General features: G+C 72.7%; 14 protein-coding genes. 9 read left to right on the plus strand and 5 right to left on the minus strand.

Features of this window, described 5'->3' with window-relative positions; all coding sequences use genetic code 11:
• Positions 1–17: 17 nt before the first annotated feature.
• Positions 18–2,114: a HelD family protein gene (locus tag OG406_RS21795; RefSeq protein ID WP_329187297.1), complete on the plus strand. Its 2,097-nt coding sequence runs from the start codon at positions 18–20 to the stop codon at positions 2,112–2,114.
• A 121-nt stretch (positions 2,115–2,235) separates the two neighbouring features.
• On the opposite strand, the gene OG406_RS21800 is transcribed toward OG406_RS21795, so the two are convergent.
• From OG406_RS21800 to OG406_RS21810, 3 genes are all read right to left on the minus strand, one after another.
• Entirely contained in the window at positions 2,236–2,907 is a 672-nt protein-coding gene (locus OG406_RS21800; protein ID WP_329187299.1) for an SDR family NAD(P)-dependent oxidoreductase, read from the minus strand.
• Positions 2,904–3,758, minus strand: a complete 855-nt coding sequence (locus tag OG406_RS21805; protein ID WP_329187300.1) for a nitroreductase/quinone reductase family protein — start codon at positions 3,756–3,758, stop codon at positions 2,904–2,906. The genes OG406_RS21800 and OG406_RS21805 overlap by 4 nt, the downstream gene beginning before the upstream one ends.
• A 484-nt stretch (positions 3,759–4,242) precedes the next feature.
• On the minus strand, positions 4,243–5,130 hold the full coding sequence (locus OG406_RS21810; protein ID WP_266847830.1) for a sigma-70 family RNA polymerase sigma factor: 888 nt from the start codon (positions 5,128–5,130) through the stop codon (positions 4,243–4,245).
• Between the two features lie 104 nt (positions 5,131–5,234).
• Between OG406_RS21810 and OG406_RS21815 the strand changes: the two genes are divergently transcribed.
• The 4 genes from OG406_RS21815 to OG406_RS21830 all read left to right on the plus strand — a co-directional run bounded on the left by OG406_RS21815 (position 5,235) and on the right by OG406_RS21830 (position 8,854).
• A complete protein-coding gene (locus OG406_RS21815; RefSeq protein ID WP_329187302.1) occupies positions 5,235–6,077 on the plus strand; it encodes an SDR family oxidoreductase in 843 nt (280 codons plus the stop codon).
• Positions 6,078–6,184: 107 nt separating this feature from the next.
• Complete coding sequence (locus OG406_RS21820) at positions 6,185–6,733, plus strand: GNAT family N-acetyltransferase (protein ID WP_329187303.1); 549 nt, start codon at positions 6,185–6,187, stop codon at positions 6,731–6,733.
• 238 nt (positions 6,734–6,971) lie between these two features.
• Positions 6,972–7,910 carry an NAD-dependent epimerase/dehydratase family protein gene (locus OG406_RS21825; protein WP_203661176.1) on the plus strand — a complete coding sequence of 313 codons (939 nt, stop codon included), beginning with the start codon at positions 6,972–6,974 and terminating at the stop codon, positions 7,908–7,910.
• A gap of 5 nt (positions 7,911–7,915) precedes the next feature.
• On the plus strand, positions 7,916–8,854 hold the full coding sequence (locus OG406_RS21830) for an RNA polymerase sigma-70 factor (RefSeq protein WP_267051658.1): 939 nt from the start codon (positions 7,916–7,918) through the stop codon (positions 8,852–8,854).
• Between the two features lie 104 nt (positions 8,855–8,958).
• Here the strand turns inward: OG406_RS21830 and OG406_RS21835 are convergent, their stop codons facing one another.
• Positions 8,959–9,366, minus strand: coding sequence for a RidA family protein (locus OG406_RS21835; protein WP_329187306.1), 408 nt, complete (start codon positions 9,364–9,366; stop codon positions 8,959–8,961).
• A gap of 103 nt (positions 9,367–9,469) precedes the next feature.
• On the opposite strand from OG406_RS21835, the gene OG406_RS21840 reads away from it, so the two are divergent.
• From OG406_RS21840 to OG406_RS21855, 4 genes are all read left to right on the plus strand, one after another.
• On the plus strand, positions 9,470–9,853 hold the full coding sequence (locus OG406_RS21840; RefSeq protein ID WP_164374211.1) for a winged helix-turn-helix transcriptional regulator: 384 nt from the start codon (positions 9,470–9,472) through the stop codon (positions 9,851–9,853).
• A gap of 166 nt (positions 9,854–10,019) precedes the next feature.
• On the plus strand, positions 10,020–10,550 hold the full coding sequence (locus OG406_RS21845) for a helix-turn-helix domain-containing protein (RefSeq protein ID WP_164374212.1): 531 nt from the start codon (positions 10,020–10,022) through the stop codon (positions 10,548–10,550).
• Positions 10,551–10,611: 61 nt separating this feature from the next.
• Positions 10,612–11,202, plus strand: a complete 591-nt coding sequence (locus OG406_RS21850; protein ID WP_164374213.1) for a hypothetical protein — start codon at positions 10,612–10,614, stop codon at positions 11,200–11,202.
• 115 nt (positions 11,203–11,317) lie between these two features.
• Positions 11,318–11,656, plus strand: a complete 339-nt coding sequence (locus tag OG406_RS21855; protein ID WP_081218065.1) for a DUF2516 family protein — start codon at positions 11,318–11,320, stop codon at positions 11,654–11,656.
• Between the two features lie 149 nt (positions 11,657–11,805).
• Here the strand turns inward: OG406_RS21855 and OG406_RS21860 are convergent, their stop codons facing one another.
• Positions 11,806–13,137 carry a PP2C family protein-serine/threonine phosphatase gene (locus OG406_RS21860; RefSeq protein WP_266847833.1) on the minus strand — a complete coding sequence of 444 codons (1,332 nt, stop codon included), beginning with the start codon at positions 13,135–13,137 and terminating at the stop codon, positions 11,806–11,808.
• Positions 13,138–13,188 lie beyond the last annotated feature (51 nt).

Consider the following 13,188-nt stretch of genomic DNA (forward strand, 5'->3'; position numbering starts at 1 on the left):
CGGCTACGCTGGATGGAATGACGCCACCCGACTCCGTCCCCGGGCAAGCCCCCGACGTTCCGCTCGCCCGCTCCCTCGACCGTGAGCGCGCCTTCCACGACACCTGCCGCGCCGCCCTCGCCGCGATGGTCGACGGAGCCGAGGAACAGGTCGTCACCGGTGAGGACGTCTCCGCCTCGGGCGCCGACGCCGAGGTGCTCGGGTACGTACTGCGCAGCCAGGCGAAGGCGTTGCGGGAACTCCCCCAGGGCCCGCTGTTCTTCGGCCGGCTGGACTTCGATGACGCGCCCGCCGCGGCCGGCGACCACGCCGGGCAGAGCTACCACATCGGGCGGCTGCGGATCAGCGAACGGCCCGCCACCCCGCCCCTCGTCGTCGACTGGCGCGCCCCCGTCTCGCGGGCCTTCTACCAGGCGGGCACCCGCGACCCGCAGGGCGTGGCCGTCCGGCGCCGCTTCGGCTGGGCCCCGGGCAGCCGCGGCGACTCCGCCGACCTCACCGGCCTGGAGGACGAGCCGATCGGAGCGGGCCGGCCGGGTGACCGAGGAGACGGCGCCGACGCGGGCGTGCCCGGAGTCAGCCGCATCCTCGCCGGGGAGATCGAGCGCCCCCGCGTCGGCCCCATGCGGGACATCGCCGCCACCATCCAACCCGAACAGGACGAGCTGGTCCGGGGTGATCTCGCGTCCTCCGTCTGCGTGCAGGGCGCCCCGGGCACCGGCAAGACGGCCGTCGGCCTGCACCGGGCCGCGTACCTCCTCTACACGCACCCCCAGCGCATCCGGCGCGGCGGACTGCTGATCCTCGGCCCGAACCGGACGTTCCTGTCGTACATCGCGGAGGTGCTGCCCGCCCTCGGCGAGACCGGTGTGCGGCAGTCGACGATCGGGGAGGAGATCGCGGACCGCCCCGTCACCGGCGAGGACGCGCCGCGCACCGCGGTCGTCAAGCACGACGCCCGGATGGCCGAGGTGCTGCGCCGCGCGCTGTACGGCCACGTCGGCGTACCGGCCGACTCCCTCGCCGTGCCGGACGGCACATACCGCTGGCGGGTCCCGGTCGGGGTGCTGCGGCGCATCGTGGACGGCGTCCGCGCGGAGGAGCCGCCGTACGCCGTCGGGCGGGAGCGGGTGCGGACCCGGGTCGTGCACCATGTGCGGGCCCAGGCAGAACTGCGCGCCGGTCCGCAGTCGAGCGCCTGGGCGCAGCGGATCGCGCGTGCCCGGCCCGTCAGCGCGTACGTCGACGCGGTGTGGCCCCGGGTGCGCCCCGAGGAACTCCTCGCCCGGCTGCTCACCGACGCTGACGCGCTGGAGCGGGCCGCCGACGGCGTGCTCGACGCCGAGGAGCGGAAGGCGCTGCTGTGGGCGAAGCCGCCGCGCTCGTGGAAGTCCGCGCGCTGGTCCGCCGCCGATCTCGTCCTCCTCGACGAGATCGCCGGGCTCGTCGAACACCCTCAGGGCTACGGCCACTTGGTCGTCGACGAGGCGCAGGACCTGTCACCGATGGAGTGCCGGGCGATCGCCCGGCGGGCCTCCTTCGGATCGCTGACCGTACTCGGGGACCTCGCGCAGGGCACGACTCCCTGGGCGGCGCGCGAGTGGGGTGAACTGCTCGGCCACCTCGGGAAACCGGACGCCGTCGTCGTGCCGCTGACGGTCGGTTTCCGGGTCCCCGAGGCCGTCGTCCGGCTCGCCAACCAGGTGCTGGAACAGCTCGGCGTGGGCGTGCCGCCCGGCCGATCCCTGCGCCGGGACGGGGAGTTGAGGATCCTGCCGGTGGGCGACCCGCCGGCCGGGGCCGTCGAGGCGGTACGCGGCGCGCTCGCGCACGAGGGCTCCATCGGTGTGATCGCCGCCGACCCGGACATCGCGGGTGTCCGCGAGGCGCTCGGGGCGGCGGGGATCGATGCGGCCGGTCCCGACGAACCCGGCGCCCGGATCGCGGTGGTGCCCGCGAGCCTCACCAAGGGACTGGAGTACGACCACGTCGTGGCCGTCGAACCGGCCGCGATCGCCGAGGCGGAGGAACGCGGACTGCACCGGCTCTACGTCGTGCTGACCCGGGCGGTCTCGCGGCTCGACGTGGTGCACGCCCGCCCGCTGCCCTGGTGACACGGAAGACACGGAAGACGCCGCAGAAACCGAAGACGCCGAAGACATCGAAGGCACCGAAGGCACCGATGAAGTGGATGAAGCCGGTCCCGGTGGTGTCCGCCGGTGTGCCCCGGCCGCCTCACCAGGGCAGCGGCCGTCCGTCGCGGAAGAAACCGCCGGTGGGGCCGTCGTCGGGGAGGGTGGCCGCCCAGAGGACGCTCGCCGCACCCTCCTCGACGGGGCGGCCGCCCGCACCGCCCATGTCGGTGGCGACCCACCCCGGGCAGACCGCGTTCACCAGGATCCCGTCGGAACGCAGTTCGGCCGCGAACATCCTCGTCAGGGCATTCAGCGCCACCTTCGACGCCGAGTAGGCGGGGGTCCCGCCGCCCATGCTGGTGAGGGACGCCGCCTCGCTGGAGACGTTCACCACGCGCGGATGGGCGCTCGCGCGCAGCTGCGGGAGCAGCGCCCGGGTCAGCCGCCAGGGCCCGTACAGATTGGTCTCCGCCGCCTCGCGCACGACATCCAGGTCGGCGCTCACCGCGCGCTGCCAGGTGTCGTACGTGATCGCCGCGTTGTTGATCAGCACGTCGAGGGCGCCGATGTCGCGGGCCGCCGTCGTGACGTCGTCGTCGGAGGTGACGTCGAGGCGGAGCGGCCGGACGTCCCGCCCGCCGATCGCCGCGGCCGTGTCGGCGGCGCCCTTGGCGGACCGGGCCGTCAGGTACACCGTGTGGCCCTCGGCGGCCAGCCGGCGGGCGACCTCGCGGCCGATTCCGCGGTTCGCCCCGGTGACGAGCGCGATCACGAGGGCGCTCCGGCGCCGTCCAGGAGTGGGATCAACTGCTCTTCCTCATAGGTCAGATGGGCTTCGAGTTCGCCGGTGAGGCGGTCCACCTCGGAGCGTACGCGTGCCGGGTCCGTCTCCCCGGGAGCGACGGCGCCGCGCAGCTCCCCCAGCAGCTCAGCGATCCGCGCGTGCTCACGGCGCAGCCGCTCCAGGAGGGGCGCGGTCCCCGGTTCGCGGCTTTCGAGGAGGGGGAAGACGCCGAGATCCTCGCCGGTGTGGTGGTTGTGCAGGCCCTGGCAGAGGGTCAGGCAGTTGACGCGGAGCTGGGCCCCCAGGGTCGCCGTGCCCTGGTCCGCCACCTCCCGCCGGATCAGGGCGAGTTCACGCCGGAAGGCGTCGTGGACGGCCTTCAGGTACGAGCCAAGGGAGCGGCCGCCGAGGTCGGGCGGCCCGCCCTTGGGGAGCGCGCGCAGGGCGACGACGGGGATGACCCGGTCCGTCTTCGCCTGGTAGTCCGCCCACCCCGGATCGGCCTGCACCGCACGGGCGAAGACCCGGTCCCGCTCGTCGCGTCCGAGCACGGTGGCCTCGGCCTCGTAGGTGAAGACCCCGTCCTCGACGGTCACCCGCGGGTTCGCGAGGAGGTTGCGGAACCAGTCCGGGTCGCGCGGCGCGCCCCCGGCCGACCCGATGACGAGCAGCCGCTCGCCGCCGTCGGGGTAGTAGCCGAGGGGGGTCGTGTGCGGGGTCCCGGTCCGTGCCCCGAGGGTCGTCAGCAGAATCAGCCGCGCCCCCTCGAAAGGACCGCCGACGCGTCCGTCCCGGGCCCGGAATTCATCGATGACCTGTTGGTTGAATGGGTTGGGCATTCTCGGCTTTCTTTTGTTTTCGGGCAGGGTGAATTACCGCGCACGGAATGTGTTCCGGCCGTCCGCGGTGATGACGGTGAGAAGAGCCCGCCTGCGGGACCACGCCTTCGCGCAAGGGGCCCAGGCGGCACGCGTACACGCTTCCGCGCAGGTGCGGCACCGCCTACGGAGGCGGGCAGCCCTGTGGGGCACGGCGTCGTACGAGATCAGCGGCTCGCCGCGGCGCGTGTCTCACGCGGGGGCGCGGCGGAAGCCACTGGGAAAGGGGAAATGCGGGAGGCGGGCCTCTGGCCCGCGCCGGCCTCACTCGGAGGCCGGGCACCCAACTCGCTCACGGCGCAAGGCCGACCCGGCAGTCATGGACGCAACCGTATTGCCTCCGCACGCGAAAAGGCAATACCTGTTTCCGGTCCCCTTTTCCGGCGGTGACTGTTCGTTCCGCCGGAAAAGGGGAGAGGGGTGACGCGGTGTACGTACGGGGAATTCAGGCGTCGAGCGCGGCGATCTCGATGCGGTGCAGGTCGTCCGGTTCCGCGACGACCCTGATCTCGGCGATGAGACCGTCCTCCGCGAAGGCGAAGCCGAGGACCAGACCGAGCCGGCCGAAGGGCGCCATGACGAGTCCGACCGTGCCGTCGAGGAGCGCCGGGCCGGTGAAGCGCGCCCGGCCGGTGGCGGCCATCGCGCCCTTCGCGACCGTGGCCGCCCCGCTGACGAGGACCGGTTCGGGCGTCGGGACGACGGAGCGGTCGGCGTGCAGGACGACATCGGGATGCAGCAGGGCGACCAGCGCCTCGAAGTCTCCGCCGCGCGTGGCGGCCAGGAACGCCTCGACGACACGGCACCGCCGGGCCAACTCGGCCTCCGGCAGCGGCGAGGCGCCCTTCACCCGGCGGCGTGCCCGGCTCGCGAGCTGGCGCACGGCGGCCGGTGAACGGTCGAGCAGCGGGGCGATCCCGTCGAACGGCACGGCGAACAGGTCGTGCAGCACGAACGCGAGCCGTTCCGGCGGGGTGAGGGTGTCGAGGACGACCAGCAGCGCCACGCCGACCGAGTCGGCCAGCACCGCCTCCTCCTCGGGGTCGGCACCGCTCCCGGGGGTGACGGGCCGGTCCGCGACCCGTACGTCGAAGGGCTCCTCGTGACGCCGCTCCCGCGCGCGCAGCATGTTGAGACACACCCGCGCCACGATCGTCGTCAGCCAGCCGGCGAGGTTGTCGACGGCGTCGGTGTCGGCGCGGGAGGCCCGCAGCCAGGCTTCCTGGACGGCGTCGTCCGCCTCGCTCAAGGAGCCCAGCATCCGGTGGGCGACGGCCCGCAGACGCGGCCGCTGCTCCTCGAAAAGCTCGGCCGACCACACGATCTCGCTCACCGTGTCACATTCCCTTCGTCCCGGGTGTCAGGGCAGTAGAACACCGGAACCCGCCGACGGGGCCCGGGTTTTCGGACCCCGGCCCCCACACCCTGGGAGCAGCCATGACGACCGACCCGGCGAACCCGACCGATGTGCCCACCCCCGCCGCCCTCGACTCCGACAAGCCCCCCACCACCCCTTCGGCGATCCTCGTCACCGGCGGCACCGGCACCCTCGGGAGCCTGGTCGTCCCGCTGCTGCGCGAGGCCGGGCACCCGGTGCGCGTGCTGAGCCGGCACGCCCGCGAGACGGAGGACGGCGTCGCGCATGTGGCCGTCGACCTCCTCAAGGCGGGGGACGAGGAGATCGAGGCCGCGGTGGACGGTGTCGGCACCGTCCTGCACCTTGCGGGCGGCCCCAAGGGCGACGACGTCTCGACCCGCCATCTGCTGCGCGCCGCGCAGGCCGCGGACGTACGGCACTTCGTGTACATCTCCGTCATCGGCGCCGACCGTGTTCCGCTCGCCTGGCTGCGGACCAAGCAGGAGGCCGAGCGCGCCGTCGCCGCGTCGGGGCTGCCGTGGACGACGCTGCGGGCGGCACAGTTCAACGAACTGACCCTGAAGATGGTCGCCGGGATGGCCAGACTGCCGGTGTTCCCGGCGCCGGGCGGGCTGCGGCTCCAGCCGGTGGACGCCCGCGACGTGGCGGCCCGCATCACCGAGCTCACCCTCGGCAGCCCGTCCGGCCTGGTCCCCGACCTCGCGGGACCGAGGGTCTACGCGCTCGCCGAACTCGCCGACGGCTACGCCCTGGCCCGGGGCAGGCGCCGCCGCCCGCTGCTGCCGGTCCGCATCCCGGGCAGCGCGGGACGCGCCTACCGCGCGGGCGACAACCTCTCGCTCGCCGGCGCCGACACCGGCCGGCGGACCTGGGAGGACTTCCTGGCCGAGCAGGTGGGCTGACGATGCGGGCCTGCGGGGGCACCGCGGTCCGCCGGCGTCGGCGGGGGACCGCCGCCCGGGCCGGGAAACCCGCTGGACAGCGCAGCACAGCTCTTTAGGATCGCCGCATGATCGACGGCAGACTTGTACGACTGCGGGCGCTGAGCGCCGAGGACCTCGACGCTCACTTCCGGTGGCGCAACGACCCGGAGGTCGTGCACTGGGCCACCGGCGACAACCCCTACTTCGGACCCGTCAGCCGGGAGGCCATGGCCACCTTCCACGAGGCGCGGCTGCGCGACAACCCGAGCAGCGAGCTGACGTTCACCGTGGAGGACCTGGCGGACGGCCGGGCGATCGGCATGGCGGACTACCGCGACCTGGACCCGTTCGCCGGGCGGGCGACGGTGGGCATCACGATCGGGGAGCGCGACCGCTGGGGCGGCGGCTACGGCACCGAGGCGCTGAGCCTCCTGGTCGGCCACCTCTTCGGGGCCTGCCGCCTGCACCGCGTCGAGCTGGACACCTGGAGCGGCAACGAACGCGCCATGCGCGCCTTCCGCCGGGTCGGCTTCGTCGAGGAGGGGCGCCGCCGGTCGAGCGTCCGGGTGGGGGACGCCTGGTACGACAGCGTCGAGTTCGGCCTCCTGCGCGAGGAGTGGGCCGCCGGCCGCTGACGAACCCGTACGGTCCAGCTCGTACGGCACACCCCGCGCCCACCGTCGGTGGCCTCACGCGGACCGCGGTACCGGTGTGCGGAGCGCCGCACATTGCACGGTGCACATCGCGCGCTGCACATTGCACGACCTCCCACGGATATCCCCGCGCCGCCCCGGCTCCGCCCCCGGCATGTCACAGATGCCGGGGGCTGTTTCGTCCCAGTGACGAGAGCCGGTCGTGGAAATCAGGAAGGTGATGGTCATGCGGGTGTTCGTGGCGGGCGGGACCGGGGTTCTGGGGCAGCGGCTGGTGCCGCAGCTCGTGGCGCGCGGTCACCAGGTGACGGCTACGACGACGAGCGCGGCCAAACTGGGTCTGCTGCAGCGGCTCGGCGCGGACGGCGTCGTGATGGACGGGCTGGACGCGGTGTCCGTGGGGGAGGCCGTGGCGGGCGCCCGGCCCGACACGATCGTCCACCAGATGACCGCGATCTCCCTGGCCCACGCGGGCAAGCCCGACATCAAGCATCCGGACCGGTGGTTCGCCACCACCAACCGACTGCGCACCGAGGGGACGGACCATCTGCTGGCCGCGGCCGAGGCGGCCGGTGTCTCCCACGTCGTCGCCCAGGGCTACGCGAGCTGGAACGGCATCCGCGAGGGCGGCTGGGTGAAGACGGAGGAGGACCCGCTGGACCTCATGGAGGGGACGGCGGCCCACGGCGGCATGCTCGCGATGCGGCACGTCGAGGACGTCGTCCTCAAGGCCGGCGGCGCGGTCCTGCGCTACGGCGCGTTCTACGGCCCCGGCGCCACCGACGACCAGGTCGAGCTGGTGCGCAGGCGGCAGTTCCCGCTGGTCGGACGGGGGACCGGACACAGTTCGTGGGTGCACCTCGACGACGCGGCGAGCGCCACCGTCCTCGCCGTGGAGCAGCGGGTGACGGGTGTGTTCAACGTCGTCGACGACGAACCGGCCCCGGCCTCCGCGTGGTTGCCGCACCTGGCCGCGTGCGCCGGGGCGAAACGGCCGATGCGGATCCCGGTGTGGCTGGCGCGCGTGCTCGCGGGGGACCAGGCCGTGGTGATGATGACCGAGGGCCGCGGCTTCTCCAACGCCAAGGCCAAACGCGAACTCGGCTGGCAGCCCGGCCATCCCTCGTGGCGGACCGGGTTCGAGGAAGCGCTGACGTGACGCGCGTGACGCAGACCGAGGAGTTCGAGGAACTGCGGCCCCTGCTCTTCGCGATCGCCTACCGCGTCCTCGGCAGCGTGACCGAGGCCGAGGACGCGGTCCAGGAGACCTGGCTGCGCTGGGCGGCCTCCACGACGCGGCCCCGGTCGGCCCGGGCCTACCTCGCCGCCGTGGTCACCCGGATCTCGATCGACGTCCTGCGCTCGGCCCGGGTCAAGCGCGAGGAGTACGTCGGCCCCTGGTTCCCGGAGCCGCTCCTGGAAGACCCGTACGAGGATCCGGAGCGGTCGGCGGAACTCGCCGACTCGCTGTCGATGGCGGCGCTGCTCCTGCTGGAGCGGCTGAGCCCCCTGGAGCGCGCCGTGTTCGTGCTGCGCGAGGTCTTCGGGTTCGGTTTCGGGGACATCGCCACCGCCGTGGGGCGCTCGGACGCGGCCTGCCGGCAGCTCGCGGTACGGGCGCGTCGCCACATGGACGCGGGCCGGCCCCGCTTCGAGGTCGACCGCAGAGCACGTGAGGAACTCGCCGGGCGTTTCTTCGACGCGTTCCGGGAGGGCGACGTCGACGGGCTGCGCGAACTGCTCGCCGGGGACGCGCGGTTGGTCGGCGACGGAGGCGGCAAGGCGCCACAGCTGATGGGCGGCGTCAGCGGCGCCGACAACGTGGCCCGGCTGCTCGCCGCGTTCGCCCCGGGGTTCGACCGGGTCGGGGTCACGCTGCGGCAGCACGAGGTGAACGGCCTGCCGGGCGCGGTCCTGCGCGACCGGGACGGCAGGGTCGTCGGCATCTGGTCGCTCGAAACCCTCGACGGACGCATCGTGACGATCCGCTCGGTCATGAACCCCGACAAGCTCACCCACATGGGCCCGGTGGCGGACGCCTGGGCCCTCGCCGCGGAGGCGGGGCGAGCGGGGGAGTGGCCACCGCGGGAACTGCGGGGGTGAGCGGGGCGCCGCCGTGACCGTCCGGTGGCCGCTCAGTCCCCTCAGGCCTCTCATTCACCGCAGGCCCCTCATTTACCCGAGTCCGCGCAGCCGGGTCCTTCCCCTCAGTCGAGAACGGCCGTGGCCTCGATCTCGACCAGGTGGTCGGGGACGTCCAGGGCCGCCACGCCGAACAGGCTGGCCGGCGGCACGGGAGCGGCTCCCAGCCTCGCGCAGGCCCGGGCGATGCCCTCCAGGAGCAGCGGCATCTTGTCGGGGGTCCAGTCGACGACGTGGACGGTCAGTTTCACCACGTCGTCGAAACCGCCGCCCGCCGCGGCCAGCGCGGTGGCGATGTTGACGTAGCACTGCTCGACCTGCGCGGCGAGGTCGCCCGCGCCGACGGTGACGCCCTCGGCGTCCCAGGCGACCTGCCCGGCGACGAAGACGAGCCTCGATCCGGTCGCCACCGACACCTGCCGGTAGACGTCGATCTCGGGCAGCCCGGCGGGGTTCATCAGGGTGACGGCCATGGTGCGTTCCTGCCTTCTCCGTGGTCTCTTGTGGTTACTCGGGAACCATAGGAGAGTGGCCGCTGACGTGGAAGAACGCACTTTTCGGTGACAGGGGAACCTCATGGTGACCAAGCAGGTCAACGGCCTGTCCGAGGACGACGCGGATCTCAGGCGGGCGGATTCGCTGGCCCGGGAGATCTTCTCGGACGTCGCCAACAAGTGGGCGTTGCTGATCATCGAGGCCCTGGGCGAGCGGACGCTCCGGTTCACCGTTCTGCGCGACGAGGTGGAGGGCGTCAGCCACAAGATGCTCACCCAGAACCTGCGCATGCTGGAGCGCAACGGCCTGGTCGACCGCCGCGTGCACCCCACCGTGCCGCCCCGGGTCGAGTACACCCTCACGGAATCGGGCCGCGCGCTGCGGGCGACGGTCGACGCGATGTGCGACTGGACCCACCGCTACCTAGCCGACATCGAGACGGCCCGCCGACGCTTCGACGACTGAGTGTTTCGACGACGACGTGCGGAGCACTCGTCGAGCCGGCGGAGCACCCGTCCGGCTTGCGGAGCACCCGTCCGGCCTTCGGGGTACGCGTCGGCGTGTGGCGCCGGGACACACTTTTGCAAGCGGCTGCTTGCAAAAGTTAGCGGAGATGCGGCATGGTGGAGCCATGGCATCGCTCAACGTCGGCAATCTTGGTGAGTATCTGCGGGAACAGCGGCGCACCGCGCAGTTGTCCCTGCGGCAGCTCGCCGACGCCGCCGGGGTGTCCAATCCGTATCTGAGCCAGATCGAGCGCGGGCTGCGCAAGCCGAGCGCGGAGGTGCTCCAGCAGGTCGCGAAGGCCCTGCGGATCTCCGCCGAGACGCTGTACGTGCGGGCCGGGATCCTCGACGCCGAACGGGACCGGGACGAGGTGGAGACGCGTGCCGTCCTCCTCGCCGATCCCACGCTGAACGAGCGGCAGAAGCAGGTGCTGCTCCAGATCTACGAGTCCTTCCGCAAGGAGAACGGATTCGAGATCACGCCGGCGGACGAGACCGCTCACGTCACCGAGGTGCCCGGGACCGACGAGGACCCCGGCACCGGCGTGCCCGCGGCTCAGGACATACCGGGCGCCCAGCCTGCACCGGACACCGCCGTCCGCGGCCCCCGCACGGCCGACGGCAACGATGCCGGTCCGCAGCAGAACGCCAGTTGACCACCTGCGTGCGGACCACCAAAACCCTCAGCTGACAGCGATTCACGGGAGGACCACCGTCATGGCCATCACCGACGACATCCGCAAGGCCGCCACCGACCCCACCCCGCTCTACTTCCTGGCCGGCACCGCCGACCTCGCCGTGCAGCAGGCGAAGAAGGTCCCCGGCCTGGTGGAGCAGATCCGCACCGAGGCGCCGGCGCGCATCGACACGGTGAAGAACATCGACCCGAACACCGTGCAGGAGAAGGCCTCCGCCCGCGCCAAGGAGGCGCAGGAGAACCTGCAGACGAAGGTGACGGAGTTCATCAACTCCCTCGACACCGACCTGAAGAAGCTCGGTGAGTCCGCCCAGGACTTCGCCCTGCGCGGAGTCGGCGTCGCCGCCGAGTACGCCGTCAAGGCCCGGGAGACGTACGAGAAGGTCGCCGAGCACGGCGAGCTGACCGTGCGCACCTGGCGCGGTGAGGCCGCCGAGGAGATCGAGGACTTCGCGATCGCGGTGGAGCCGAACGCCGAGCCGGGCGAGATCAAGACCGAGCCCAAGCCGGTGGTCGTGGCCGACGCCACGCCCGCCAAGAAGGCTCCGGCGAAGAAGGCCCCCGCGGCCCGCAAGCCGGCCGCCAAGAAGACCACCCCGCCCGCCAAGTAGGCGAGTGGTGTCCGTGCCCGGCACGTCCTCGGACGGGCCGGGCACTCTCGGACTTACCGGCCCGTTCTCCGGGTACGGTTTGCCACACGACGACTAGACCCGGGCGGTGGGCATTGTGCTGATGACGGCATTCGGCGGCCTCATGTGGCTGATCTTCACAGCCATGCTGGTGCTCGCCGTGGTGGCGCTGGTGATGGCCGCGGTCGCCCGCGACGACGCCTACCGCGCCGCGGAGAAGCAGAACAAGATGTTCTGGCTGATCATCCTCGGCGTCACGGTCGCCGTGAACCTTCTGGTTCCCATGCTGTTCCTGCAGATCGCGGGCCTGATCGCCACGATCGTCTTCTTCGTCGACGTCCGTCCCGCGCTGCGCCAGGTCTCCGGAGGAGGCCGCGGCCGCCGCGGCGGAAGCAGCAGCGACGGCCCGTACGGCCCCTACAACGGCGGACGCTAGAGCGCACTGCTCACTTCTCACTGCCGATGCCACTGCCCCCTGCCCTGCCGCCGGACACCGGCGGCAGGGCAGGGGGCAGTGTGGCTGTATTCCCCGTGTCGCCGCGCGGCGCGTTCCGGCTGCGGCTACGGCTTTCGCTGCGGCTGGGGCTACGGCTTCCGGTCGAGCAGCAGGACGGCCACGTCGTCCGCCAGCTCCCCGCCGTTGAGTTCGCGAACCTCGCTCACCGCGGCGCGCAGCAGCTCCTCGCCCTCCAGGCCCTGGGCGAGCTGGCGGCGGACCATGTCCACCATGCCGTCCTGGCCCAGGCGTTCGTTGCCGACGCCGGTGTGGCCCTCGATCAGACCGTCGGTGTAGAGCATCAGGCTCCACGCGGCACCCAGTTCCACCTGCATGCGCGGCCAGCGGGCGTTGGGCAGCAGGCCGAGCGCGGGGCCGTTGTTCTCGTACGGCAGCAGCTCCGCGGGCCGGCCCGGGCGGGCGATCAGCGGCGACGGGTGACCGGCCAGGCAGAGCCCGGCACGGCGGCCGTCCGGCGCGATGTCCACCGTGCACAGCGTCGCGAAGATCTCGTCGCTCTCCCGCTCGTGCTCCAGGACCTGCTGGAGCGTCGAGAGCAGTTCGTCACCGCACAGCCCCGCGAAGGTCAGCGCGCGCCAGGCGATGCGCAGTTCCACGCCGAGCGCCGCCTCGTCGGGCCCGTGCCCGCAGACGTCGCCGATCATGGCGTGCACCGTGCCGTCGGCCGTGCGCACCGTGTCGTAGAAGTCGCCGCCGAGCAGGGCGCGGGAACGGCCCGGGCGGTAGCGGGCGGCGAACCGCAGCGAGGAGCCCTCCAGCAGCGGAGTCGGCAGCAGGCCGCGCTCCAGCCGGGCGTTCTCCTGGGCGCGCAGCCGCGACTCGGTGAGCCGTCGCTCCGCTTTGTCGGAACGTTTCCGCTCCACCGCGTACCGGATCGCGCGGCTCAGCAGCCGGCTGTCCAGCTCGTCACGGAAGAGGTAGTCCTGCGCGCCGACCCGGACGGCCTCCGCGCCGGTCTCGGTGTCGCCGGACGCGGTGAGCGCGAGGACGGCGTGCCGGGGCGCGAGCTCCAGGACGTGCTTGAGGGTCGCCAGCTCGTCCGCGACGTCCGTGGCGCGTCCCGGGGCGGGCAGCGCCAGGTCGAGCAGGATGCAGTGGACGTCATGCGTGAGCAGCCGCTCGGCCTCGGTGAGGTTGCGGGCGGTGCGGATCCGGATCGGCCGGCCGGCCGCGTCGAGCATTTCGGGCACGCCGAGGGCACCCGCCGGGTCGTCCTCGATGACCAGGAGGGTCAGGTTGGTGGTGCTGTCGACCGGGGTCGTGGCGGCACGGGGCGCCGGTGCTGTCCCGGCGAGGCCGCCGGTTGTGTCTCCGGATGGGCCGCCGGGTGAGAACACGGCTTGAGCCTGACCACTTTCCACGGCCGGGATCGCTCTCTGCCGCGGTACGGGTACGGGCATCGTCTGGGTTCCTTCCCTCCCCCCGAGGGCGTGGTGGGGCGAAGGACCTCG

Source organism: Streptomyces sp. NBC_01428 (assembly GCF_036231965.1).
Classification (GTDB): Bacteria; Actinomycetota; Actinomycetes; order Streptomycetales; family Streptomycetaceae; genus Streptomyces.